At 46.7% G+C, this 24,849-nt stretch carries 23 protein-coding genes; 7 read left to right on the top strand and 16 right to left on the bottom strand.

Going from position 1 to position 24,849, the window contains the following annotated elements; translation table 11 throughout:
- Window positions 1-32: 32 nt before the first annotated feature.
- A complete protein-coding gene (locus PMG25_RS21605; RefSeq protein WP_283768972.1) occupies window positions 33-542 on the bottom strand; it encodes a phycobiliprotein lyase in 510 nt (169 codons plus the stop codon).
- A gap of 316 nt (window positions 543-858) precedes the next feature.
- On the opposite strand from PMG25_RS21605, the gene hemE reads away from it, so the two are divergent.
- Together hemE and PMG25_RS21595 are read left to right on the top strand one after the other, a co-directional pair.
- Window positions 859-1,920 carry a uroporphyrinogen decarboxylase gene (gene hemE, locus PMG25_RS21600; RefSeq protein ID WP_283768971.1) on the top strand — a complete coding sequence of 354 codons (1,062 nt, stop codon included), beginning with the start codon at window positions 859-861 and terminating at the stop codon, window positions 1,918-1,920.
- A 6-nt stretch (window positions 1,921-1,926) separates the two neighbouring features.
- The gene (locus tag PMG25_RS21595; RefSeq protein WP_283768970.1) at window positions 1,927-2,955 is read left to right on the top strand and encodes an NAD-dependent epimerase/dehydratase family protein; all 1,029 of its coding nucleotides are present in this window, start codon (window positions 1,927-1,929) and stop codon (window positions 2,953-2,955) included.
- A gap of 134 nt (window positions 2,956-3,089) precedes the next feature.
- Here the strand turns inward: PMG25_RS21595 and PMG25_RS21590 are convergent, their stop codons facing one another.
- Both PMG25_RS21590 and PMG25_RS21585 read right to left on the bottom strand, forming a co-directional pair.
- The gene (locus PMG25_RS21590; protein ID WP_283768969.1) at window positions 3,090-3,542 is read right to left on the bottom strand and encodes a hypothetical protein; all 453 of its coding nucleotides are present in this window, start codon (window positions 3,540-3,542) and stop codon (window positions 3,090-3,092) included.
- A gap of 267 nt (window positions 3,543-3,809) precedes the next feature.
- Window positions 3,810-4,841 carry a DnaJ C-terminal domain-containing protein gene (locus tag PMG25_RS21585; protein ID WP_347178906.1) on the bottom strand — a complete coding sequence of 344 codons (1,032 nt, stop codon included), beginning with the start codon at window positions 4,839-4,841 and terminating at the stop codon, window positions 3,810-3,812.
- A 203-nt stretch (window positions 4,842-5,044) separates the two neighbouring features.
- On the opposite strand from PMG25_RS21585, the gene PMG25_RS21580 reads away from it, so the two are divergent.
- Complete coding sequence (locus PMG25_RS21580) at window positions 5,045-5,872, top strand: YwqG family protein (protein WP_283768967.1); 828 nt, start codon at window positions 5,045-5,047, stop codon at window positions 5,870-5,872.
- Between the two features lie 75 nt (window positions 5,873-5,947).
- Here the strand turns inward: PMG25_RS21580 and PMG25_RS21575 are convergent, their stop codons facing one another.
- Together PMG25_RS21575 and PMG25_RS21570 are read right to left on the bottom strand one after the other, a co-directional pair.
- On the bottom strand, window positions 5,948-6,430 hold the full coding sequence (locus tag PMG25_RS21575; RefSeq protein WP_283768966.1) for an AAA family ATPase: 483 nt from the start codon (window positions 6,428-6,430) through the stop codon (window positions 5,948-5,950).
- Window positions 6,431-6,457: 27 nt separating this feature from the next.
- A complete protein-coding gene (locus PMG25_RS21570) occupies window positions 6,458-7,762 on the bottom strand; it encodes a glucose-1-phosphate adenylyltransferase (protein WP_283768965.1) in 1,305 nt (434 codons plus the stop codon).
- 209 nt (window positions 7,763-7,971) lie between these two features.
- Here PMG25_RS21570 and PMG25_RS21565 point away from each other — a divergent pair, with 209 nt between their 5' ends.
- Complete coding sequence (locus PMG25_RS21565; RefSeq protein WP_283768964.1) at window positions 7,972-8,703, top strand: phytochelatin synthase family protein; 732 nt, start codon at window positions 7,972-7,974, stop codon at window positions 8,701-8,703.
- On the opposite strand, the gene PMG25_RS24705 is transcribed toward PMG25_RS21565, so the two are convergent.
- From PMG25_RS24705 to hoxE, 9 genes are all read right to left on the bottom strand, one after another.
- Window positions 8,684-8,947: a hypothetical protein gene (locus PMG25_RS24705; RefSeq protein ID WP_283768963.1), complete on the bottom strand. Its 264-nt coding sequence runs from the start codon at window positions 8,945-8,947 to the stop codon at window positions 8,684-8,686. The two genes, PMG25_RS21565 and PMG25_RS24705, sit on opposite strands and share 20 nt — an antisense overlap.
- A gap of 55 nt (window positions 8,948-9,002) precedes the next feature.
- Entirely contained in the window at window positions 9,003-10,433 is a 1,431-nt protein-coding gene (locus PMG25_RS21555) for a Ni/Fe hydrogenase subunit alpha (RefSeq protein ID WP_283768962.1), read from the bottom strand.
- Window positions 10,434-10,655: 222 nt separating this feature from the next.
- Window positions 10,656-11,204, bottom strand: a complete 549-nt coding sequence (locus tag PMG25_RS21550) for an NADH-quinone oxidoreductase subunit B family protein (protein ID WP_283768961.1) — start codon at window positions 11,202-11,204, stop codon at window positions 10,656-10,658.
- An 11-nt stretch (window positions 11,205-11,215) separates the two neighbouring features.
- Window positions 11,216-11,899 (bottom strand): hypothetical protein, encoded by a 684-nt coding sequence (locus PMG25_RS21545; protein ID WP_283768960.1) that lies wholly within the window; start codon window positions 11,897-11,899, stop codon window positions 11,216-11,218.
- Window positions 11,900-11,905: 6 nt separating this feature from the next.
- The gene (gene hoxU, locus PMG25_RS21540; protein ID WP_283768959.1) at window positions 11,906-12,622 is read right to left on the bottom strand and encodes a bidirectional hydrogenase complex protein HoxU; all 717 of its coding nucleotides are present in this window, start codon (window positions 12,620-12,622) and stop codon (window positions 11,906-11,908) included.
- Window positions 12,613-12,786: a hypothetical protein gene (locus PMG25_RS21535; RefSeq protein ID WP_283768958.1), complete on the bottom strand. Its 174-nt coding sequence runs from the start codon at window positions 12,784-12,786 to the stop codon at window positions 12,613-12,615. Before PMG25_RS21535 ends, hoxU begins: the two co-directional genes overlap by 10 nt.
- A gap of 12 nt (window positions 12,787-12,798) precedes the next feature.
- Entirely contained in the window at window positions 12,799-14,442 is a 1,644-nt protein-coding gene (gene hcp / locus PMG25_RS21530) for a hydroxylamine reductase (protein ID WP_283768957.1), read from the bottom strand.
- Between the two features lie 103 nt (window positions 14,443-14,545).
- Window positions 14,546-16,159: an NADH-quinone oxidoreductase subunit NuoF gene (gene nuoF, locus PMG25_RS21525; protein ID WP_283768956.1), complete on the bottom strand. Its 1,614-nt coding sequence runs from the start codon at window positions 16,157-16,159 to the stop codon at window positions 14,546-14,548.
- 130 nt (window positions 16,160-16,289) lie between these two features.
- Window positions 16,290-16,814, bottom strand: coding sequence for a bidirectional hydrogenase complex protein HoxE (gene hoxE / locus PMG25_RS21520; RefSeq protein WP_283768955.1), 525 nt, complete (start codon window positions 16,812-16,814; stop codon window positions 16,290-16,292).
- Between the two features lie 377 nt (window positions 16,815-17,191).
- Between hoxE and PMG25_RS21515 the strand changes: the two genes are divergently transcribed.
- From PMG25_RS21515 to PMG25_RS21505, 3 genes are all read left to right on the top strand, one after another.
- Window positions 17,192-19,384 carry a hybrid sensor histidine kinase/response regulator gene (locus tag PMG25_RS21515; protein WP_347178908.1) on the top strand — a complete coding sequence of 731 codons (2,193 nt, stop codon included), beginning with the start codon at window positions 17,192-17,194 and terminating at the stop codon, window positions 19,382-19,384.
- 170 nt (window positions 19,385-19,554) lie between these two features.
- On the top strand, window positions 19,555-20,874 hold the full coding sequence (locus tag PMG25_RS21510; protein WP_283753675.1) for an adenylate/guanylate cyclase domain-containing protein: 1,320 nt from the start codon (window positions 19,555-19,557) through the stop codon (window positions 20,872-20,874).
- A 24-nt stretch (window positions 20,875-20,898) separates the two neighbouring features.
- The gene (locus PMG25_RS21505) at window positions 20,899-22,407 is read left to right on the top strand and encodes a methyl-accepting chemotaxis protein (RefSeq protein ID WP_283768953.1); all 1,509 of its coding nucleotides are present in this window, start codon (window positions 20,899-20,901) and stop codon (window positions 22,405-22,407) included.
- 15 nt (window positions 22,408-22,422) lie between these two features.
- Here the strand turns inward: PMG25_RS21505 and PMG25_RS21500 are convergent, their stop codons facing one another.
- Both PMG25_RS21500 and PMG25_RS21495 read right to left on the bottom strand, forming a co-directional pair.
- The gene (locus PMG25_RS21500) at window positions 22,423-22,995 is read right to left on the bottom strand and encodes a Uma2 family endonuclease (protein ID WP_283768952.1); all 573 of its coding nucleotides are present in this window, start codon (window positions 22,993-22,995) and stop codon (window positions 22,423-22,425) included.
- Window positions 22,996-23,056: 61 nt separating this feature from the next.
- Complete coding sequence (locus tag PMG25_RS21495) at window positions 23,057-24,646, bottom strand: glycoside hydrolase family 57 protein (RefSeq protein WP_283768951.1); 1,590 nt, start codon at window positions 24,644-24,646, stop codon at window positions 23,057-23,059.
- Window positions 24,647-24,849: the final 203 nt, after the last annotated feature.

The raw sequence follows: 24,849 nt of genomic DNA, 5'->3' as shown, positions 1-24,849 counted from the left end.
TTCTCCGTGAGATTTTGCCAAACTCACATCGACTAAGCGGGATTTCCTCCTAATCGGATTTCGGTACACAGAGAAGCAAAAACCGTTTCACCAGAGACTTGAGTGAGGCTCGTTCTGAGGCGAAAATTAGGAGAGGCAAACCATAGGCGATCTTCCGAAACTTGCCCTTGAGATTCGACTCTTAAGGTGAGAATTTCGTCTTCGTCGAGAACAAAGGAACCGGGAGAGGAACCTTCAACAGAAGAGAAAAACTTACCCATTTGGGGGTTTTGAACATCCCCAACCCAAACCAATAGACGCTCTCCCTTGTAGGATTGGGCAGAAGGGTCAATGGTCGCTTCCCAGCTCATGCGTGTGCCTGCTAACGCCGTTTCTAGACCGTGGCGATCGCAGAGCGTTTTTACTTTTGGGTCATCACTGGCTAAAAATTCGACATAGAGAGTAGATTTTCCGGTCTGAGTTTGACTTGATTCGACCTGATGAGCAGTGCGCTGAGAAAACCATTTTCCCGCCGTCTGTTGTAAAAATTCCGTAATATTCATTAAACCGTCGTACTATCTCCACAAGTTGAGCGTCAGTATTGGAAAAAAGCCAACATTCTATTTTATAGTGCTTTCCGCGATCGCGGACATGAATGCGCTGGTAATGGGTAATCAGTAATGGGTAAACCGTTTGATCGCATCTTATGAGATGATAGGGGAAGCAATCCGGAAAATCGCAGCCGGTTGTCTGGATCGGTGAAGTTAACTGGCTTGTCCTCAACTGTTAGCCCAAAGAAGCAACGAACTGAGCTACCAGGCTTCCCTATCCCCAATTTTTGCACTCATCTCCAGCCCTTGGCATTAAACACCCTGAAGCATGACCCAATCAACTGAGATACCCTATCTATTACGCGCTACCCGTGGAGAAGTCCTCCCTCGCCCCCCCGTATGGATGATGCGGCAGGCAGGGCGCTACATGAAAGTTTACCGTGACTTGCGAGATAAGTATCCAAGCTTTCGGGAGCGCTCCGAAAATCCCGAACTCTCCCTAGAAATTTCTCTGCAACCCTATCGCGCCTTTGAACCCGATGGGGTGATCCTATTTTCCGATATTCTCACCCCCTTACCGGGAATGGGGGTTCCCTTCGATATTGTCGAAAGCAAAGGGCCGATCATTGACCCCCCCATTCGCTCCCTAGACCAGGTGGAAGCGGTGACTCCCTTAAACCCAGAAGAGTCCCTCCCCTTTGTCGGACAAGTCTTGCAGGAGTTACGCAAAGAAGTGGGTAATAAGGCGGCTGTATTAGGGTTTGTGGGGTCTCCTTGGACGTTAGCTGCTTATATGATTGAAGGCAAAACCTCGAAGACCTACAGCAATATTAAGCGCATGGCCTTTAGTGAGCCGCAGATGTTACATCAACTGTTGGGTAAGGTCGCTGACTCGATCGCCACTTACGTCAAATACCAGATTAAAAACGGCGCTCAAGTGGTACAACTGTTTGACTCTTGGGCCGGTAACCTCAGTCCCATTGACTATGAAGCTCTAGCTCTCCCCTATCAACAACGGGTGGTTAAGCAAGTCAAAGCTGAATACCCCGATACGCCCCTGATTCTATACATTAGCGGCAGTGCAGGGGTATTTGACCTGATGCCCAAATCGGGAGTCGATATCATCAGTGTAGACTGGACGGTGGATATGAAGGATGCCCGGTCTCGCCTACCGGAAACCATGGGGGTACAAGGCAATGTCGATCCCGGTGCGCTCTTTGGGTCTCAGGACTTTATCCGCGATCGCATGATCGACACCGTTCGCAAAGCCGGTAACCAACGGCATATCCTCAACCTCGGTCATGGGATTTTACCTGGAACACCAGAAGAAAATGCCCAGTTTTTCTTTGAAACCGCAAAACAAATGGATCAACTGCTGGCGACCTGTTAATCGATTATGACCCGAACCCCATCAACCCCGAAAAAAAAACGGATTTTCATGACCGGTGCAAGCGGTTGCATTGGCCACTATATCGCCGAATCTCTGATTCAAAATACCGGTCATGAGTTGTTTTTTCTTGTCAGAAAACCCGAAAAACTCAAATTCGACTATCAAGCGCGATCGGGGATCACCCTATTAGAAAACGATTTGCGTGAAATTAGTCAATATAACGATCTGTTAAGTACCGTTGATGGGGCCATTTTAGCCGCGACCGCTTGGGGAGGGCCAAGGGAAGTATTTGATATTAATGTCGTTAAAACCATTCAACTCATTAAAGCCTTAGACCCGAATGTTTGTAACCAAGTCATCTACTTTTCTACCGCCAGCATTTTAGGTCAACAAAATCAGCTTTTACCCCAAGCTGGACAGTTAGGAACCGATTATATTCGCTCTAAATATGACTGTTATCAGCAACTGAGTAAACTCACCAGCGCTCCCCCCATTTCCGTTGTCTTTCCTACCTTAGTCTTTGGCGGAGATGACCATAAACCCCACTCCCATCTCTCTTCTGGACTCTCAGAAATTCCCAAATGGATTAACTTGGCTCGGTTTTTGAGCGCTGATGGCAGTTTTCATTTTCTCCACGCCTATGATATTGCCCAAATTATTACCCATTTGGTCGATTATCCTCTCCCTCCTGATTCCAAAGAAGATTTTGCTTTTTCCAATCATCTAGTTTTAGGGAATCCTGTGATAAAAATTGATGATGCTGTGGAAGAAATTTGCCGGTTTTTGAATAAAAAAATCTATTTTCGCATTCCTCTATCTGTTGCTCTAGCTGATACCTTGATTGGGATTTTGCGGCTGATTGGTGTAAAAATTGAAATGGCCGCTTGGGATCAGTTTTGTATGCGCTATCGCCATTTTTGCTATCAAAACCCCGTCAGTCCGACTACGTTTGGTTTAACTACCTATTGCCCCACCTTAAGCGATTTACTTAAAATTAGCGGAGTCAGCCCCAAACTAGAGCAGGAGCAATTATAGTCGATTCACTTAACAGTGGGACATAACATAATTGTAGGATGTAGGGGCTTTCCGGCCGTTTCGCTATGCGCTCCGCGCAGGCTACGCCAACGCGACATGAAACGCCCCTACAGATCGTTGTTAGAAAAAAGGGTCTAATTTTTGGCTTTACGAGCCATCTCTAAAAAGCCTTTCATATTGGGGCCAGGGCGACGGCGACTCATGGTTTGCCCTAATCCCGTATTCATGTACTTGGTGGCAAACCCTTCTTCTACAACGGGTTGAGCCGGTTTAGTCACTGCCGCAACTTTAGGTTGAGCAACGGGTTTGGCCACAGGGGGAGCTTGTTCAGGGGCGGTTTTCTGTTTTGCCTTTCTGAAGGTCTTGGTTTTTTTCGGTTCTTTTTTCGCTTTTTTCTTGGCAGGAGCTTCTGTTGTTGCTGCGGGTGCGGGGGCTTGAGCAGTGGTTTCAGGAGCTTCAGGAGCTTTAGGGGCTTCTGGTGCAGGGGAGGCTACCGGTTGAGTTTCGGTTTTTGGGGTGTCATCAAATTGAACTTGAAAGTTCTCACCTTTTTTTTTGCCACCGAGTAAATTTTTCAGGAATGCCATAGTCGAAAATACTCCTAAGAGTTCTAAGGGTTGATGAGTAGATAGGAATTGGATCTATCTATACTCCATAAGCTTCTTAAAGAATTTTAAGTTTTGTGCGTATCTAGCACAAGATTGATTAAAATTTATTTACAATTCTTCACAATGCGCCGAAATAGAGGCACATTGAGGCGATCGCCTGTTACATTCGTTTATATTAGCTTTCAGGTCATGACCTGTAATCTAAACAGTTGAAGGACAGGGAATGTACAGTTACAGCCGAACCGATTACAGCCGAACCGATCCAAAATTCGCTCTTGGATTCTGAGTGCGGATGGTTTTCAGTTTCTCGTAACACTCCCGTTCGCTTTTGCTGAGGGTTTTGGGAACGGCGATCGCAATTTTCACCAACTGATCCCCTCTCGCGCCCTTTGGATTCGGCCATCCCTTACCCCGCAAACGCAAGGATTGACCATGACGAATGCCAGCCGGAATACTCATCTGTACCCGTCCATCGGGGGTGGGGACTTCTATACTGGCTCCTAAAACGGCCTCTTCCGGAGAAATGGGCAACTCACAGACTAAATTATCCCCCTCAAACTGGAAAAAGCTATGGGGTTGCAAGGACACGGTTAAATACAAATCTCCCCGTTGTGCCGTTTGTGGGTTGACGCTACCTTTGCCCCGCACTCGAATCCGAGTACCGGGTTTCGCTCCAGGAGGAATCCGCACCTCTATCACTTCTGAGCCTAAGTTAATCCGCTTTTGGACTCCATGAAAGGCTTCTGCAAAGGAGAGGACAATGGAAGCTTCTTGGGACACATTACTGGTTTTCGGAGGCGCTCCATAGCTGGCAAAATCTTCAAATCCACCAAATCCCGTAGAGCGTCCTGTGGTGCGGTAATTATAGTTGGAATTATAGCTAGTTCTGCGGCCCGTCGTACTCGCTCCGGGGTTTCCCGTTCCCATACGTCCGAGGAGTTCATTAATAAACTCATCAAAGGTCGTATATTGGCTAAAATCAAAGCCATTAAAGTCTACCCCACTAGAAGCTCCTCGTCCGTAACTCGACGATGTACTACCCGCTTGCTTCCAATATTGGCCAAACTGGTCGTATTTTTTGCGCTTTTCCGGATCGGACAGGACTTCGTAGGCTTCGCTAACTTCCTTAAACCGAGCCTCCGCTTTCTGATTTCCAGGATTCATATCCGGGTGGTATTTCCGGGCTAGACGACGGAAACTCTTCTTAATCTCGTCGGCACTGGCAGTGCGACTAACCCCCAACACGGAATAGTAGTCCTTAAAATCAGTAGCCACCATATACACTCCTTAACGCTGTTATGTCTTTAGTCTAATGGGTTTATATAGCAATATCAGCTTAAGAGTATCAAAGGTTGAGTCTGGCTCGCAGTTCGGTTGCGATCGCAATTTCCGAACCCCATAGCAGCCCAGAATCGCCCCCAGCCACTTGAGGTAATTAAAATGAAGAGGCAGGTGTAATCTATCTAGCCAGGCTATGCCCCATGAACAATGACCCCGATCAACGACCTTTATCCTCCATCTTAGAGCCTTATCGCGATCGCATTGCCGCCACAATCAAGCCCTACCTCAGAATGACCTTAGTTGCGGATGAAAGCCTGACCTGGTGGAGCAGCAAATTTCCTGGGTATCGTAACACTCAGGCAGGATTTCCCTATCTACCCAAAGGGATGACCTATCCCCAAACCCCAGAAGGTCAATATCTTCATCTTCTCTGCCAAATTAACTTTGATCAAATGCCTGTACTGGACGGATTTCCACAGCAGGGAATTCTCCAGTTCTACATTGCCGATGGGGTGGGGTGGGGGTGTCCCGAACCTAACTATGGTGACCGATTTAAGGCCACTTGGTATCAGCAAAATACCTTTCGTATTCTCTATTTTCCTGAACTGGAACTAGATGAAGCTAATCTGGTTACCCATTTTGATTTTCTTCCCGAAAAAAATCCTGACGTTCTCGACCCCTATCCCCAAGACTGTTCCGCCATTGAGTGGCATTCTGGTGTAGCTCCCATGTCTTGTGATGATTATCAGATCTACAACCTAATCTTTGAGGGGTATGCTCGCACCACCAACGAAGAGCTAGAGGCATACTCTATAGAAGTAGAGGAATATTGTGGTGAAATCCACATCGGAGGTTATGCTACTTTCGCTCAAGAAGATCCCCGTGATTTTGCCTTCGAGGAAATTGAAGGGCCACTCGATACGGTTTTACTGAAAATTTCTATGCCAGAAAATGTATTGTTGTTTTATATCCAGGAATCTGATTTACGCCGACGAGATTTTTCTCATGTCCTGTATACTTTTTCATAGTAGAGCCACCTGGCCCTCAAACCCAAGCCATTATTTGGGCTGTCGCCAACATGAAAAAGGTTAATTGATATTGCTTTACGGTTTCCTTGTGGGTTGATAAAAAATCAAATGATCCATTCCTTCGCTCAGACTCGGAGGCGCACCCCAGAGCTGGCGGTACATGCTTAAGATTATCTCTTCGGGAACCTGGCGATCGCGCGATCGATTTCTGGCTAAACACTCCTGTAACCGCGTCCTGATCCAAATCCCGGTAATTGTGGAAAATCCTAACTCACGGCCGAGCTTAATCACATCCTGGCGGTTGGCTCGTTTCACATTAGTCGCATCATAAATCGTCGATGCTCCTTCGAGTAGAGCCGATTGAAACTGTAACCTCACCTGATGCCAAACTAAGCGCCAATCTCCTTGAACGGCTGGATCTCCAAACAACTGCCCGCGAATGGCATCCGTAGAAACCAGTCGATAGGTCGGCCAGGCCGCCATCAACTGGTAAGCTAGGGTGGATTTTCCGCTACCTGGAAGACCAATTAATATCATCAGTCGGCAGGAGTCAGTCATATCCTGAAGCCCTAAATCTTGTACAGACTAAATCACTGTACCATCAGGAATCGTGGCATTTTTGATAATCACAACGACTCCGCCACGAATCAAGAAACCAAGTTTTTCAGTCTCTTTATTGTTGCCTTCCTCCACATGGTCTTTATTGATAATTTGCACATTGCGACCAATGCGAGCATTCTTATCAATAATCGCGCCTCGGATGGTGCTGCCTTCACCAATACCGACGGGAACCTTGCCTTGTTGAGTTCCGGATTGACGTTCGGCGAAGGGTTCGTAGAAGTCTGCCCCCATGAGCATGGAATCTTCGACCACACAATTGCCTTCTACTCGCGATCGCACACCCAAAACGGAATGATGGATTGTACAATTCTTGAGAATACAGCCTTCTGCCACAATTGATTCAGTTACCTTCGCATCCAACAGCTTAGAGGGAGGTAGGAACCGGGAACGGCTGTAAATCGGAGCAATTTCGTTATAGAAGCTAAACGGGGGTGTCGGTTGTTCCGTCAGAGCCAAGTTCGCGTCATAAAAGGCTTTGATGGTTCCGATATCTTCCCAATAATCATTAAACAGGTAAGCCTGCACTTTATAACCCTGAGTGGCTGCAAAGGGTAGCACTTCCTTACCAAAATCTTTTTGATCGGGATTCTCTGTAAGCAGTTTACCCATCAAATCCTTATTGAAGATATAAATCCCCATGGAGGCAATATAGGGCTTTTGTTTGGCTTCTTCGGGAGAAAGCCCCAAAACGGTGGTATCCACAGCCATCTTCTTGAGATCGTCTCCCTTGGGTTTCTCACTGAAATCAATGATGCGTCCGGTATCATCAATTTTCATTAAGCCAAAATCAGAGGCTCGTTCTTCATCGATGGGAACCACAGACAGGGTAACATCAGCCTGGCTTTCCCGGTGGTAGTTGATGAAGTCCCGATAATCCATACGGTACAGATGATCCCCGGATAGAATCAGGTATTCATCAATATCCCATTCTTCCATTAACCACAGGTATTTACGCACCGCATCGGCGGTTCCTTCAAACCAACTGGTGCGATCGCTTGCCGTCTGTTGAGCTGCCAGAATTTCTACAAAGCCTTCCGAGAAACTGGAAAAGCTGTAAGCACGGGTTACATGGCGGTTCAGGGAAGCCGAGTTGAATTGAGTGAGAACGTAGATTTTGTAAATCTCGGAGTTGACACAGTTACTAACGGGAATGTCAATCAACCGGTATTTACCAGCTAACGGTACAGCCGGTTTAGCCCGTAGTTTGGTCAGAGGATACAGCCTAGTTCCTGCCCCTCCTCCAAGAATGATCCCTAAGACATTTTTCACGAAAAAAACCCTCTTATATCAAAAATCAATAGCTTTCCTAGTCCAGTGTCTGACTGAACCGGGCAGTTGGCAAGGGGGATCGCCGACAAGCTTGGGTTAAGGAAGGGTTATGTGGGGGAGATGGGGAGGCGATCTAGTGGTTAATTGCTAATTTTTAATTTTTAATTTTTAATTCTTAATTGAATGGTAGTTCTTGGAGAAAATGCCCAATGCATCGATTGTTCAATGTTCGTCGTCGTCTCTCTATTCTCGTGTTAGGGATGGTTTTGCTGGGGGGCAGAACGGTTGCCCAAACTTTGCCCGTTGCTGAACGGTTAATTGAGTTAGATTCATCACTAGGGGAGCAGTGGTTAATCGACAGCCGCGCTCGCCAAGATTATGTGCCCTTGAGCATTCAGTTTGAAACCCAGCAAAATCAGGCGTTTTGTGGGGTGGCGAGTATGGTTATGGTGTTGAATGCTTTGGGCATTGAGGCTCCGGATGCACCAGAGTATGGTAGAAAGCGGTTTACTCAAGAGAATATTTTTAACCGTAAAACGGATGGGGTAATTACTCAAGAGACGATCGCCAGGCAAGGGATGACGTTGGAAGAGTTAGGGGCTTTTTTAGCCCGTTATCCGGTGAATACTCAGGTCTATCACGGAGGGGATGTGAGTTTACGGGAATTTCGCCAGTTAATGGTAGAAAACTTACAACAGCCGGATAATTTTGTCCTGGTCAATTATTTACGAAAGTCCATTGAACAGGAGCGAGGGGGCCATATTTCTCCAGTGGCAGCTTATCATCGTCAGAGCGATCGCTTCCTAATTCTGGATGTAGCCCGCTACAAGTATCCTCCGATTTGGGTCAGTGCTGAAGATCTCTGGAACTCCACCCGCACTGTCGATTCAGTTTCGGGGAAAACCAAGGGGTTGGTGCTGGTTACCTCAAGGAATGAGTAATGACTGCGTTTAACAGGCTGGTTTGTTTGGCTGTGCGTTGCTCGATGTTCGCTTCGAGTTCGTCGCACAGGTTCATCAGGCGATCGACAAATGCTAAAAAGCCAGTTTCTGCTATATTAGCAGCAATTGTTATACATAAAGTTCCTGGATTCCATAATCTACTCTGTGCTAATCCAAAATCATTATAGTAGCCGGTGCAAGTTGTAAGGTGGGCATTGCCCCACCCTACTCGTTGGTGTCTCACTGCACAATTGAATCAACTATAGCAGCGCAAAGCGCTCTCAAAGCAGCGCTAGACTTTAATCCCGATGAAGTTGATGAGCAATGCTACCATCGGCTCTCACTAACTCTAGATGGAGAGGCATTTGACCGATCGCATGGGTTGAGCAGCTCAGACAGGGATCGTAAGCACGAATACCGGCTTCTGTGCGGTTGAGCATGGCTTCGGGGATCTCATTGCCATGGATATAATGTTTGGCAATTTGAGTGACCGTTTTATTCATCGCCAGGTTATTTTGACCGGTGGCAATAATCAGGTTCACTTTCTCAATTAGGCCCTGTTCATCCACTTTATAGTGATGGAAAAGGGTTCCTCTGGGCGCTTCACTGACTCCGACTCCTTCGAGTTTATTAATGCCTCCAGTGGCGCGAACACGGGAGGAAACCACATCGGGATCGTCTACCAATTGCTCTAAACGCTCCAGACAAGCGAGGATTTCAATCAAGCGAGCATAGTGATAGTAGAAGGAAGAAGTGGCGACTCGTCCACCGGCGCGATCGCGCATTTCTTGCAATTCGCGGTCAGCATTCGGCGTTCCAATGCGATCGCACACATTCAACCGCGCTAAAGGCCCAACGCGATAGATTCCATCGGGATATCCCCAGGGTTTGTAATAGGGGAATTTCAAATAAGACCAATTTTCGACCGCTTCGCCGATAAAGTCTTGATAATCATCCTCGCTCAAATTATCAGCAACGATATTGCCCTCACTGTCAATAAAGCGCAGATGGCCGCCATAATGTTCCCAACTGCCATCAGCCCCAACTAAGCCCATAAACAGGGAGGAGAACTTACCAAAAACTTCTGCTTCTGTGGTTAACTCGCTATCCAATAGGCGCTTAAACAGACTCAAAGCTTTCTCGGTGACGGTGCGCGACTCCGGTAGGCGGTCTTTGATCCAAGCGCGACCTTCTTCCGAAAGAGGCGATCGCACCCCACCGGGAACTGCCCAGGCTGAATGAATTTTTCTCGCGCCTAACAGTTCAATAATATTTTGTCCAAACTGCCGTAGACGAATGCCTTCCCGCGCCAAATCAGGATCGGCTGCCATTAAACCGAACACATTGCGAGTCGCTGGATCGCTCTCCCAGCCCAAGAGAAAATCGGGACTACTGAGGTGGAAAAAGCTCAAGGCATGGGATTGGGTCAACTGGGCCAAATTCATCATCCGCCGCAGTTTTTCGCCTCCTGGAGGCACTTGCACGGCTAAGATTTTATCCCCGGTTTTTGCCGAGGCTAACAGGTGACTGACAGGACAAATACCACAAATACGGGCAGTAATTCCCGCCATTTCAAACATGGGTCGCCCTTCACAGAATTTTTCAAATCCGCGAAATTCGACCACATGAAATTGGGCGTTTTCCACTTCTCCGGCATCATCTAAGAAGATGGAAATTTTGGCATGACCTTCAATACGGGTTACGGGATCGATAACAACTTTTTTACTCATTTTGATGTTCTCCTTTGTGTGGGTTTTGGGGTGGGGTTGCCCTCTCCCTTTCATGTCCGCTTTGCGGAAAATCAGGAATCCCACGGGAGAGAGACTTTTGTGCCCCTACAGGGTTTTGGGTGGGGGTTGCCCTCTCCCTAAATCCCTCTCCCACAGGAGAGGGACTTATTTCTCCCCCTTCTCCCGTGGGAGAAGGGGGCTGGGGGGATGAGGGCATGGGGTTTAGCCAAATTTCAGCATTTCCCGTCCTTCCATGGCTGGAGTTTCGCCAGCTAATAAAGGTGCGATCGCCGCTTTGATGCGATCGGCAGGGGGAGGACATCCGGGAATAAACAAGTCTACTTTAACCATTTCATGGAGGGGGCGGACTTGATCGAGGAGTTCTGGCACAATTCCGGGTTCATTGGGCAATTGGGGAGTCGTATCTCCCAATTCCAAATAACAGCGTTTAAGTACCGATTCCGTCCCGCCTAACATATTCCGCATGGCGGGGACATTGGCAGTCACGGCACAATCTCCAAAGGAAATCACCATCTTGGTTCTCTCGCGCACTTTTCGGGCGAGTTCTAAGTTCTCCTCATTAGCGATCGCTCCTTCGACTAAACAGACATCTACATTTTCTGGATATTCCTTAATATCTGAGCCAACGGGAGAGTAAACCACATCAACTTTTTCTGCTACATCAAATAGGAATTCATCTAAGTCCAAAAAGGACATATGGCAGCCCGAACATCCTGCCAGCCAAACCGTTGCCATTCTAATCTTTGCCATGTTCTTCTCTCCTAGTTTTGGTTTCCATTTAATAGGTACTGTGCTTGTTTTTCTAGAATTTCTTGAAAGTCAACGCCCCTCCATTCACCCAATAATTCAGCAATCATTTCTAAGGATTGGAAATTACCTGAAGCCAATACACTGCTTGCTTTTTGTCCTTCAAGCAGAGCAACTAACAGGCTACAAAAGTCTCGAATTCCCAACCCAATTGGAGATTCTTTGACTCTCCAATTATCAACTGTACCTGCATATGTAAATACTGCATTGACAGTCATTTGAATTGACTCTTGATAGAGATTCACCAAACGGACAAAACCATTCACATCTTGAGCTATTTCACAGAGTCTATCCACAGAGTTATAAGGAATACTAGAGTATTGAGCATGATGAGTGCTAAGAGATTGGCAACTTTCCAGAATCTCTAAGAACTGCTGTTCCATTAACTCTGACTTGGATAAACTTGCTGTTACATCAAGGGGTTGATTCATGGTTTTGTTTTCTCCGGTAAACACTCCATCCCCAAAGGCATAATTTTTGGCTCGCTTAACCTCTTCAATATCGAGTTGATAGTGTTGGGAAATTTTAGGGATATCGTCAGTATCTTCGATAATTTCATCGTAGGCTTCGATCGCCACTTTAAGATACTTACGCTCATAATAACTGAGATGCTCCCAGCGATCGCTACCTTGAGCCATTCATCATTATCTTGTCCATTGGTGTTTGGTGCGAGCGTTGACTAGGAACTCTAGTTTCTCGCGATCGCTTTCTTTCTCTGCGGTAGTCGTTCCCTTGCGGAAAATTGACCCCGTAGGACAAGCATTGACACATTTACCACAGGAGGTGCAAGCATTCACTTCACCCCAAGGTTGATTTAAACCAGAGATAATTTTAGCTGTACCTCCCCGTCCAGAAACATCCCAGACATGGGCCCCTTCAATCTGATCGCAGACACGGACGCACCGAGTACAGAGGATGCATCGGTTGTGATCGATACCAAATTGGGGATGGGAGATATCAACCTCGCGGTTGGGGAAGCGATACTCAAAGCGGGAATGATCCATACCGACGGCGATCGCCACATCCTGAAGTTCACAGTTGCCATTAGCGACACAAAAAGCACACATATGATTGCCTTCTGCAAAGAGCAACTCAACGGTCATGCGCCGATACTCTTTCAGGGTGTCGGTTTGCGTATTGACCTCCATTCCTTCAGAGACTTCGGTCACGCAAGCGGGAAGTAACTTAGGAATCCCTTTGACTTCCACTAAACAGAGGCGACAAGCGCCCACATCCGAAACTCCTTCTAAATGACATAGGGTCGGGATCTCAACCCCTGCTTCTTTGGCTGCATCTAGAAGGGTTGAACCTTCTTCAATGGCCACATCAATTCCATCAATTGTTAGGGTTTTTACAGACATAGTATTCTCCAAGTAGGTAATGGGTAATAGGGAATGGGGAATGGGGAATGGGGAATAGGGAATAGGGAATAGGGAATGGGGAATGGGGAATAGGGAATGGGGAATGGGGAATGGGGAATAGGGAATCGGGAATCGGTAATCTGTTGATCCCCGTGTCTCCCCATCCCCCCATCCCCCTACCCTGCTAAACAGGCTGCCAGATCTGCCTCTGGGGTAGAAATGGGTTGCAGGTTATAGGTGTCCGAGAGCAACTTAAACACATTGGGAGTCAAGAATGCGGGTAGGGTGGGCCCTAGGCGGATGTCCTTAATTCCCAAATAGAGTAAGGTGAGTAAGACGGCGATCGCCTTTTGCTCGTACCAAGACAGCACCATAGACAGGGGCAGTTGATTCACATCCATCTCAAACGCATTGGCTAACCCCAAGGCAATTTGAATGGCAGAATAGGCATCATTACATTGGCCCACATCCAATAAGCGGGGAATATCGCCAATGGTTCCCAGTTGCTGATCAAAGAAGCGGAATTTGCCACAAGCTAGAGTCATCACCACACAATCTTGGGGCACTTGTTCCACAAATTCCGTATAGTAGTTGCGATCGGGTTTCGCCCCGTCACAACCTCCCACCAGGAAGAAATGGCGAATTTTGCCCTGTTTCACTGCATCAATAATCGTGTCACTCACGCTTAAGACGGCATTGCGAGCAAATCCCGTCATCACCTGACGCGGTTCAGTTTCTTCCGTAAAGCCTTTCATGGTTTTGGCTCTGGAAATCACCAAACTATAGTCCACCGTGTCATCGATGGTAGGTAAATGGATAATGCCAGGAAAACCTACCGGGCCGACAGTATACAGATGTTCCTCATAGGTTTCATGGGGAGGCATCAGGCAGTTGGTGGTAATGACCACCGGGCCGGGAAACTTGGCAAAGTCGCGGGTCTGATTTTGCCAGGCTGTGCCATAGTGACCATAGAGATGGGGATATCGCTCTTTGAGTTGGGGATACCCATGGGCTGGGAGTAGCTCGCCATGGGTATAAACGGTAATACCACTGTCTAAGGTTTGTTCGAGCAGAGCTGCCAGTTGCTTGATGTCGTGACCCGAAACTAGGATCGCCTTACCTAGTTTGGGGTTGAGCGGTACGGTGGTGGGGACGGGATGACCATAGGTTTGGGTATGACCCGCGTCCAAACAAGCCATGGCTTTCAGGTTCATTTCTCCCACTTTGAGCGCTAGGGCGACCCACTCCTCTAAACTCAAGTTATCGCGATCGATCGCATATAAGGCTTGATGGCAGAACTGGTAAATCTCTGGGTCTTCTTGACCGAGTTCGTAGGCGTGGAAGGCGTAGGAAGCCATGCCTTTGGCTCCATAGAGTACCAGGAGTTTGAGGGCAAAGATATCGGGGTTGCCCTTAGCTGACTCTAGTAAGCGAGCGGTGATGTTTTCCCCTTGTTCGACTAAACTTCCGGTAAAGTCGGGTTGATATTCGGCAATTTCGGGCCACTCAACGCTTGTAGATTGGGCAATTTGATCTTTGAGGTCTTCCCGTAGGGCGATCGCATGACGGATTAAATTGGCAAAATAGCGTTTGTCAAAGTTAACATTCGTCATGGTGGTAAACAAGGCTTCACAGGTAAAGCGATCGACTTCTAGGGTCGATAACCCTACCTCTTTGGCTTTTAGGGCCACAGGAGCCAAGCTTCTGAGGCAATACACCAACAGATCTTGCACGCCATTGACGGCTGGACTTTTCCCACAAGCGCCCCATTGGTGACATCCTTGACCACTGGCGGTTTGTTCGCATTGTTCGCAAAACATAAATTAATTAATTTCACTCCTTTTGAGGCAACGTGGGGTAGGGGCGGGTTTACCGAGATTGAGTGGGATAGGTTTGGTAAACCTCCCTACTATGGATTAAGGCTTAAGCCTTGACAGCTAAAAACTCCTCATACTCAGATTTGAAGTAGCGCAAGGTACTTAACACGGGGTTGGGGGCACTCATGCCTAACCCGCATAAGCTGGTTACCCGCACCATCTGACACAGGTGTTCGAGTTTTTCCAGGTCTTCAGGTTTGGCTTTTCCTTTAATTACTTTGGTTAACAGTTCGTACATTTGCACCGTTCCGGTGCGACAGGGAATGCATTTACCACAGGATTCTTCTTGGCAAAATTCCATGTAGAATTGGGCGACCTGTACCATGTTGGTGGAGTTATCCATAACCACCATTCCCCCTGATCCCATCATGGAGCCGAGTTTGGTTAGGGAGTCGTAGTCTACCGGGGTATCCATATATTCGGCGGGAATACAACCGCCAGAGGGGCCGCCGGTTTGCACGGCTTTCACTTGGCCGCCATCGGGCACTCCACCGCCCATAACTTCGACGATTTCCCGTAAGGTAATGCCCATGGGGACTTCAATCAGGCCGTTGTTGCACACTTTTCCGGTGAGGGAGAAGATTTTTGTGCCTTTGCTTTTTTCTGTGCCGATGCTGGCAAACCAGTCTGCACCGTTGCGGATAATGGGAGCTAGGTTACCGAGGGTTTCTACGTTGTTGATTAAGGTGGGTTCTCCCCAGAGTCCAGATACGGCAGGATAGGGAGGCCGGGGCCGAGGAACACCGCGTCCACCGTCGATGGAGGCGATGAGGGCGGTTTCTTCTCCACAAACGAAAGCGCCTGCTCCGACGCGAATGGCGATGTTAAAGTCAATGGACGATCCGAGGATACTGGAACCGAGGAAACCTTGGCGTTTGGCTTGTTTAATGGCTTTTTCTAGGCGGCTGATGGCGAGGGGATATTCGGCGCGGACGTAGATGTAGCCTTGGTTGGCTCCGACGGCGTATCCGGCGATCGCCATTCCTTCTAAAATCCGATGAGGATCGCTCTCTAAAACTGAGCGATCCATGAATGCTCCTGGATCGCCTTCATCAGCGTTACAGATGACATATTTTTGGCCGGGGGGCATTTTGGCGATCGTGGCCCACTTTAAGCCGGTAGGATAACCTGCACCACCCCGTCCCCGCAGTCCAGATTTGGTGATTTCTGCGATCACGTCTTCTGGAGACATTTCATAGACGGCATGATACAGAGACTGATAGCCGCCCATGGCGATATATTCGCCAATTTTTTCGGGGTCGATTTTACCGCTATATTCCCGCACAATTTGGAATTGACGACTAAAGAAGGGATGATTGGGATCGCCTTGATTGGCAGTTACTGCTCCTCCTTTCAAGCCTTCGATAATGGAGTGGCTCTGCTCTGGGGTGACTTTTTCGTAGTAAAGTCCATCGGCTGCTTCTGAGTTTTCTGAATCGATCTGAACAATGGGCCCTTGACCGCAAAATCCCATGCAGCCTACGCCAACAATCTGCACCTCCTCTTCTAAGCCTTGGTCTTTAACGGCTTGTTCCATGCCTTTTTTGACGGCTAAAGATTGCGCGGCTTGGCATCCCGTTGAGGTACAACAATGGACTCTGGTGGGTTTCTGGGCTTGTTTCTCTTGTTCGGCGAGTTCTTGCAGTTCGCTAAATTCCATATGATGTTCTCCGTAATCATTATTTTTACCGGGGTTGGGTTCGGGCGGGTTCTCTAATATCTGGGTGAGAAGAGGATAGAGTTGCAGAACCCGCCCCTACATTTGTGCGACATGGAAACCCACCCGTCCCCTACTCTTGCCAGCCTTTAATCCGCTCAATGACAGATTCTGGGGTTTGCTGGGGAGCCACTTGACCATCGAAGACTACAGCCGGAGCGATGCCACAGGCTCCGATACATCGGGCGGTGACGAGGGAAACTTGCCCATCGGGGGTGGTTTCTCCGGAATGAACGCCTGTGTGATCTTCTAGGGCGGCTAATACTTTGTCTCCTCCTTTGACGTAGCAGGCGGTTCCCATGCAAACGACGCAGGTATGAGCGCCAGCCGGTTTGAGGGAGAAGAGATGATAGAAGGTGGCGACTCCATAAACTCGACTCAGGGGGAGTTTGAGGTTACGGGCGATGTATTCTAGGACTTCTTCTTCGAGATAACCAAAGGCTCCTTGGGCTTTGTGAAGAATTTCAATGAGGGCATCTTGGCGATATTGATTGCGCTTCATCGTCACATCTAGGGCTTTGAAGCGTTTGTCTTTGGCCGCAGGTTTGCCAGGGGTGTTTTTTTTGTCTGAGGTGGGAGGGGCGACTGAAGATTGCATAGTCTGTGTTGAATCTTGGGTGGTCTTATAGATTCTATTGAAGCGCTTAATGAGATAAAAATTCCAAAATTTTATAAAGATTTTCAGTAAATTTTATTAAGCCTTTTTTGACAAGCTTTTGGTTGTTTAATTTGGTATTGATGTTTTCTTAAATTTTTAGGGAATTGATATAAAAAATCACTAATTTTAGTTGCTAAGTTTATGGTTTTATGAAGTTTTGTAAAACTATGGGTGTGATCGAGATCGCGATCGCCACTCGATCTCCCTCACTCAACGGAATGTTAAATTATGTGAAGATGTAAAGTACCAGTTGAGTACATTGGGAAGATACTGACATGCTTGCATCCCCCCTACCCGTTGACCGAGAGCAAACCTCTATGGATCTACAGCGTCTTCAGGAAGAACAGGAATTAATTTTGTCTCAGGTGGACAATGCGATCGCCCTATTCGATGCCTCCCATCATTTGGTCTTGTTTAACCATAAGCTGGCACAGTTGTGGGAAGTTGACCTCCACTGCCTGCAAAAACAGCCCCATATTGAAAATGTCATTAGCCACCTGATGCAACAAGGCTACTGGCGTTTAGAACAATGTCAGAAACTCAAATCCAGAATTATTGGCTCGGAAAACATGGATGTGGCTATTGAAGTGGAACAGTCCAATGGCATTCATCTAGAAATCTCAACGACAGTGACCTCCAACCAAGGACGCTTACTGATTTTCCGCGATGTTACCCGCGATCGCCAAGCCCTCAAACATGCGGCTCTCATGCAATCGAGCTTAAATGCGGAGGTCAAGCGCCTCCGATTCCTGTTAGGTCTCAATGAACGGCTACAAACTTCAGCGTCTCTGAAAGAAATCGGTAAATATGCCCTCAATTACCTAGTAGAAACCATGGACTCGGCTTTTGGGGACATTAAAGTGATTAGCGGGGAAGGAGAAGAACAACTGGCCGGCCCCTTAACCAATAATATTGCCGGTCAGTTTATCGCCAGTTGCGGTGAACCCGTGGTCACAGAAATGGAATCTTTATTACAACAAGGGGTTCCCCAAGGTCAAGGTCTGCTCTGGGAAGTCGTGCGGACTGGAGAACCTTTATTTATTCAAGACTACTGCAACCATCCCCAAGCCTTAGAAATTTTCCGCAATCCAGGAATTCGCCAAGTGGGGATTTTTCCCATTCCCACCTCCGATGGTCGGGTAATTGGGGTGTTAACCTTAGAATCAAAGAATCTGCATGAACTTCAAACGTCTCCCCAACAGGATATGCTCAAAGCAGCCTGTCGGACGTTGGGCGTGGCCATTGAACGGGCAACAGCACAAGAAAAACTGCATGAAATTAACCAGGATTTAGAACGAGCATCGCAACTGAAATCGGAGTTTCTGGCTTCGATGTCCCATGAACTGCGAACGCCGCTCAATAGTATTTTAGGCTTCTCGGATTTATTGCTGCGGCAGCGCTCTGGTCAACTGAATGAGCGGCAACAAAATCATGTGAAGGCGATCGCCTCTAGTGGTAAACATTTGCTCTCTCTGATTAATGAAATCCTAGACTTATCAAAAATAGAGGCAGGTAAAACAGACCTGGATCTACAAATTTTGGGGATTCATGAGCTATGTACAGATTGCCTGAAGATGATTCAACCCCGTGCCGATAAAAAACGGCAAATTCTCTCCCTAGAACTCGATTATCGCTTAGATCGGGCCTTGCTTGATGAACGGCGTATCCGCCAAATTTTAGTCAACCTGCTCTCGAATGCGGTCAAGTTTACCCCAGAGGAGGGACGGATTAAACTCAAGGGCAGATTAGGATATGGAGAAGAATTAACCCAAGAACATCGCTGCGATCGCTCCCCCATTAACCAGAGTACCCCCTATTTGTGCCTAGAAGTCCAAGATACGGGCATTGGTATTCCTGAAGATCAACAGCATTTACTCTTCCGTCCCTTTCAACAAATTGACTCGTCTTTAACCCGTCGTCATGAAGGAACCGGTTTAGGTCTTTCCCTCACCAAACGACTCGCCGAACTCCATGGGGGAACCCTCTCCTTTGAGTCCCAAGAAGGAAAAGGCAGTATCTTTCGAGTCTGGTTACCCCTGACTGGGATGAGTCATTTATCTGCTGAGGATCGGGAAATAGATCGGGATGAGCCTCCCATGGGAGATCCCCCGAAAGAAATCAATGGGAAGCGAGTGTTAGTCGTGGAAGACCAACCCTATAATCAAGCCTTGATTTCTGAGATTCTAGAGTTGGAAGGCTACAGCGTGGAGTTGATCGCCGATGGTCAAATGATGGTGCATACCATTGAGTCTTCGTTGGTGACGCAGCAAAATTTACCCGAATTAATCTTGATGGATGTACAGTTGCCAGAAGTGGATGGTTTAGAGTTGGTGCGGCGCTTGAAGGCCCATCCCCTGTGGAAAGAGGTTCCGGTGATCGTGGTGACAGCGATGGCCATGGCTGGCGATCGCGAGCAGTGTCTGCAAGCGGGAGCGGATGGCTATTTGAGTAAACCTCTGGAGTTTGAGGAGGTAGTGGACATGATTCACCAGGTTCAGCACAAGGAGTAATGAGTAATGAGTAATGGGAGTGCTGTAATTGTTGATTGTAGAGAATGGATCGTTAATAATTAAGAGTAGGAGGGGTTAGTTTCCTCAGTCAGAAGCTGATCCACCAGTTGGGGGCATCGCATTTACTAGGCTGCAACAGAATTCTGGCGCGGCAGGTTGGGAACTAACAGATGCAAAATCCTGTTCAACACATTTTGATTGTCGATGACGATCCGAGTAATATTTTTTTCCTGGAAGAGTTACTCGATCTCGAAGGCTATCAAATCCAAACAGCGAGTTCCGGCGAGCAGGCCTTGAGTTTAGCGGCTCAGATGCATCCGGATTTGATTCTGTTAGATATTATGATGCCGGGGATGGATGGGTATGAAGTCTGTCGTCGATTGCGCGAGGATGAAGTTCTGCAAGGGGTTCCGATTATTTTTTTGACTGCCCTTGATGATGATGATTCTCGGTTAAGGGCGCTGGACTTGATGGGGGATGATTATATTACCAAGCCCATTGATACGGAGCTATTGTTAACAAAGATATCGAGTATTTTACGCTTGTCCCAGTTGCGTCAAAATAAGGCTAACCAAGAAAACAAAGAACGCAATCAAAAACAGTTGTCAGCCGCTTGGAATATTAATGAGAATCTCTCGGAAAAGTTTCATTTATTTGTCCCAGAACAATATTTGCGACGCATTGCGCCCCAGGGGTTAGACTCGATTCAATTGGGGAATGGGACAGAAGAAGAGTTAACGATTTTGTTTTGTGATATTCGCGATTTTACTCAAATTGCGGAAAACCAAGCTGCTCAACAAACTTTTGCTTGGTTAAATGTGTTTTTTACTCAGATGAGTGAAGCCATTTCTAGCCATCAGGGGTTTATTGATAAGTTTCTAGGCGATGCGATTATGGCCGTGTTCGATCGCCCCCATCACCATAGTAGCGATGCGCTGAAAGCCGCAGTGATGATGCGTCAACGGTTGCAGGAGTTTAACCAAAATCGTCAAGTTTTGGGACTGCAAGAGCCAATTCAAATCGGGATTGGTTTGCATACAGGAGTGGGCATTGTGGGGACTCTGGGAGGCAATAACCGTATGGATTCTACGGTGATTGGGGATGTGGTGAATACAGCAGCACGGATTGAGGGATTGACAAAAGTCTACGGTTGCCCGGCGATCGCCAGTAAAGCCGTAATTGATGCCATACAGCAACAGTATCCCGATCCCGATTATTTTCTCCTGCGCTGCATCGATTTTGCCATTCCTCGCGGCAAACAACAAGGAATTTATTTATACGAAATTCTAGGCACAAAAACCCAAATCTTAGACCCAGAAATTGTCCAAACCAAAGATCTATTTGAACAAGGCCTACAAGCGCTCAATCAACAAGAATTTCAATCGGCTATAAACTGTTTTCAGGAAGTCTTGAAGAAAAATCCGGCTGATTCTGTTTCTCCTATGCATCTTCAAGCCAGTCGTGAGAAACTTTTATCCAGACCTCTCTAAATCTTATCTACAGGAGTCCTCCCCATGAAGCAGAAATCGAATCGGCTCAAAGTACAACACAAAATTTTATTAGGGTATTTGCTTCCGGTAGCTGCCTTAATCATTGCAACATTGTGGGGATCGGGGGTTGCACAGCAAATCGCTGTTAATTTCCAAAGACTTAATTTTTCGTCTGATTTGACGGACAAGGTTCATCATCTACAAATCGCTCATTTACAAATGTCTAACGCGATCAGAGGTTATTTGATCCAACCAGAACCATTTTTTTTAGACTACGATCGAGAAGGGGAACGTTTTTTTGAGCAAACCCTGAATGACTTAGAGATCATTTATCAGAATATAGAACCGTTTCAATCCCGGTTCAGTGATACAGAATGGAGCCAAATTAGTCAACTCAAACAGAACGTGAAAGAAGTCAGTGAACAAATTGCTAACTATGACCAAATTAGCAATCAGATGGCAAATTTAGTCCAGCAGCAACAACGGGGACAAGCCACCTCACTGTTTATTAACCAGAGTGGGCAACTGATTCATGAAAACTTCAAGCAAATTAATACAAATCTTCATAATATGTATGAAAGTTTAGTCGTTTCTGAACAAGAATTAATTGACGACTCTTTAGGTTTGTTGTTAAATGGACTCCTTTTATTATCCATTGGTTTGGGAGGACTGGCGGCTGTTTTTGTGGGCTTAATTGCTCAGGGTATTTCTCGTTCAATTCATCGAACGTCTAATCTCATTACCCAATCGACTCTAGAGATTTTGCATACGGTAACTGAACAAGAAGAAACGGTCAATACTCAGGCTAGAGCAGTGAATTCAACGACGACAACGGTGGAAGAGTTGGGGGTTTCTTCCCAAAACTGTACCTATCAAGCTAAAAATGCATCTGTGGCAGCACAAGAAGCTTTAACGGTGGCGGAAACCGGAAATCAAGCGGTGGCGGAAACTTTACAGGGAATGATGGAAGTCCAACAAAAGGTAGAGAAAATTTCTACCCAAATTTCCCGCTTAAGGGAGCAAAATAATCAAATTGGGACAATTTCCCAAGTGGTGAGTGATATTGCAAATCAGACGAATATGTTGGCTTTGAATGCATCGGTGGAAGCGGTGCGAGCAGGAGAGTCGGGTAAGGGGTTTGCAGTGGTGGCGGCGGAAATTCGGAAGTTGGCGGATCAGAGTAAGAATTCTGCCGATCGCATCAACCATTTGGTGATCGAAATTCAAAGCGCGGTAGAAGCTACTGCTAAAGCGACGGGGGAGGGAACAGAACGGGTACAAGCGAGTCTGACGATTGCCAAACAATCCTCTCAAGCGTTTTCGGGGGTGACGGAAGCGGTGAATAATATGGTGATTAGTAATCAGCAGATTGCTCTGAATATCCAACAACAGGCGATCGCTGTTCAAGATATTGTCAAAACCATGAATGACCTCAATAACAGCGCTCAACAGGTGGTTATAGCCATTCGCCAAACCCGCCAGGAAACGGAGCAACTCAATCAGGCTTCTGATGAACTGAAGATGATGGTTTGATGGGGGAATAGGGATTTACCAAATTTTGGCTAATTTCAAGACAAATCCGGGTAATACAGTTTCTCCTGACAACTCAGAAGGATATTCTAAGGTTTCTACATCGCGATCGGGTCGATAAATCTCTACTCGTTTTTGCTTGCGATCGATCAGCCAACCCAATTTGGCTCCATTATGCAAATATTCTTGCATTTTTTCTTGGGTCGTTTTCAATGAATCGCTGGGGGACATTAACTCAACGACAAAATCAGGACAAATCTTACTAAATTTTTCCCGTTCTTCTGACGGGATTTTTTCCCATTTTTCTAGGGGAATCCAAGAAGTATCGGGAGATCGTTTTGCCCCGTTCGGCAAGGTAAAACCGGCTGAAGAGTCAAAGACTACACCTAATTCTTGGTCTTCATTCCATAACCACAGTTGAGCGGTGATTCCCGCATTACGATTACTGGTTTCATCACCTGCGGGAGGCATAATCACTAAATCTCCATGAGCATTACATTCCAAGCGAAGATGCTTATTTCTGATGCACAACTGATAATATTGCTCATCCGTCAAGTTGACGGTTTCTAGGTCTAGAGTCAAATGAGTCATTTTAACGCCTCATATGAATTAAAAATTCTCGATCCCCCTTCTTAAATAAGGGGGACTTTTTCTATCTCGGTCGATACACTCGATAGTCAATATTGGGGAAAATATTATCCATATGCTCGACTTTTTCGAGCCAACCACTATCAACGGTTCCGGCCATTACATCCTCATAGAGTTTATTAAAGCGCATGAGATGGGATTTGGTGCGCCGGTTAGCGTAGGGAACCATGGTTCCGCTTCGCATGATAAACGCCCAATCAGAAGATTGCGCTAGGAGCAGTTCCCTGGCACATTGGTTAATGGCTCTTTCTTCCAGGCGATCGCCTCCTTCGCGTATACTTAGTTCTACCATGCGATCGGCTGTCTTATGTAAGTGGGGATAAATCCAACTATTGGTTTCATTCAACCAATATTCATGAAAGCCTTTATACCCCCAACTTGACTGAGCTGGACGGCACACTTGCTGGGTAGGATAGGCATTTAAGTAATCGGATAAATGGGTCATGGCATAGGTACTTTGGTCGAACCAAGTTTTGCGATAGATATAATCTAAAAACCACGGCCCTTCATACCACCAATGACCAAAGAGTTCGGCATCATAGGGCGATAAAATAATCGGCGGACGCTGCATAATCCGGTGCAAATGTTGCACCTGATATTCCCGATTAAACATGAAGTTGCCAGCATGTTCGGCAGTTTTTTCCCTGGCCCAATAGGGATCGTAGAGTTCTTTTTCCGATAATCCTAAGCCTCGACCGGTAATTCTATGATATTTAATACCAATATTTTTCCGTTGTCCATTGGGCAAAATATAGGGTTTAATATATTCATATTCGGCTTCCCAGCCCAAATCTTTATAAAATTCTCGATATTCTGGCGCTCCAGGATAACCAACTTGGGAAGACCAAACTTGTTGGGAAGATTCATGATCTCGGCCAAAAGCTGCCACTCCAGTCTCGGTAAAAATGGGGGCATAGGTTCCAAACCGAGGACGGGGACGAGCGTACATAATCCCATGGCCATCAATGAGAAAATAGCGCAATCCGGCATCGGCGAGCAGTTTTTCTACCCCTTCATAATAGGCACATTCGGGTAACCAAATTCCTCTAGGCAGTTGGCCAAAGACATCTTGATAATGATCGCAAGCGACTTTAATTTGGGCCCAGACGGTTTCTGGTCGCATTCTCATTAAGGGGAAGTAACCATGGGTTGCGCCGCAGGTGATAATATCGAGATTGTTACTGTCTTGAAATTGCTTAAAGGCGGTGATTAAGTTGCCTTGATATCTCTCCCAGGTTGCGCGGGTATTGGCAAATTCTTTAGCATAAAATTCTGCTAAATATTTTAGGTGTCCGTGATATTTGTAGCGATCGATTTCTTTTTCAATTAATTCTTGCAGGGTGGCTAAATGATGATCGTAGCGTTCTTGTAAGAGGGGGTCCATGAGCATGGAGACTAAGGGGGGGGTTAAGCTCATGGTGAGTTTGAAGTCTACTCCATCTCGTTTGAGTCCTTCAAATACATGAATTAAGGGAATATAGGTTTCTGTAATTGCTTCATAGAGCCATTCTTCTTCGAGTACATAGTTACTTTCTGGATGACGCACAAAAGGGAGATGGGCATGAAGAACAAAGGCAAGATATCCAATAGCCATAGAGAGTTCCGCAGGAGTTTGATTAGTTGGGCAGTCGTTTTTAACCTCTTTATTACAATACAGCAGTAATGGGTAATAGGTAATGGGGAATAGGGAATGGGGAATGGGGAATAGGCAAGAGGGAATGGGGAATGGGGAATAGGGAATAGGGAATAGGCAATAGGCAATAGGCAATAGGCAATAGGCAATAGGCAATAGGCAAT

It is taken from the genome of Roseofilum capinflatum BLCC-M114 (assembly GCF_030068505.1).
GTDB lineage: Bacteria > Cyanobacteriota > Cyanobacteriia > Cyanobacteriales > Desertifilaceae > Roseofilum > Roseofilum capinflatum.
Note: the sequence above shows the minus strand (reverse complement) of the source record. Positions and strands in the feature narration are given on the sequence as shown.